We start from the raw sequence: 774 nt of genomic DNA on the forward strand, positions 1-774 counted from the left end.
CCCCCTCTGTCAGCCTAGTTGTCCGGTTGGCGTTATCGCCTAAATCAAATCCAGAGGGAGCGGCATGGAGTCCATGTGCCACGTTATTCCGAAGAACGTAAAGCAGCCGTCCTGAAAAAGTTGTTGCCGCCCCACAATCGCAGCGTGGCATCGGTCGCGACGGAAGAAGGCATCTCTGACGCGACGCTGTATAGTTGGTTAAGAAAATGTCGAGAAAAAGGAGTACCTGTGCCGGGTTACACCCAAGGCGACAACGAATGGTCACCTGACGCCAAGCTCGCTGTGGTCATCGAAACGGCCACGATGTCGGAAACAGAGCTTGGCGCTTACTGCCGCGAAAAAGGCCTTTATCCCGAGCAAATCCAGCAATGGAAAGCGGCTTGCCTCCAAGGTGCTGGCAGGCAGGAAGAGCAGGAAAAAGCGGTGCAAAAGCAGCGTAAAGAAGACCGGAAGACCATCAAGCAGCTCCAGGCGGAAGTGCGGCGCAAGGACAAGGTGTTGGCAGAAACGACATCGTTACTGGTGCTCTCAAAAAAGCTCGAAGCCTTGTACGGCGAGGATCTGGACAGCGACGAGGACGACTGACGCCTCTCGACGAACGTACAAGGCTCATCGCGCTATTTGACGAAGCGGTGGCGGGTGGCGCGCCCCGTTATCAAGCGGCCGTGATTATCGACGTAAGCGAGCGCACGCTGAAACGTTGGCGATCAGAGGGTGGGGCTGTTGTTGAGGATCAGCGCCCACAGGCAGCGCAAGGCAGGCAGCCATATCAGC

Annotated in this window: 1 protein-coding gene; it reads left to right on the forward strand. The window is 56.7% G+C overall.

The genetic code is table 11. From position 1 onward, the window contains the following. The first annotated feature begins 75 nt into the window (after positions 1-75). On the forward strand, positions 76-585 hold the full coding sequence (locus tag DU506_RS21320; protein WP_181870854.1) for a transposase: 510 nt from the start codon (positions 76-78) through the stop codon (positions 583-585). Positions 586-774 lie beyond the last annotated feature (189 nt).

Origin of the sequence: Vreelandella rituensis (genome assembly GCF_003336665.1) — a bacterium.
Lineage (GTDB): Bacteria > Pseudomonadota > Gammaproteobacteria > Pseudomonadales > Halomonadaceae > Vreelandella > Vreelandella rituensis.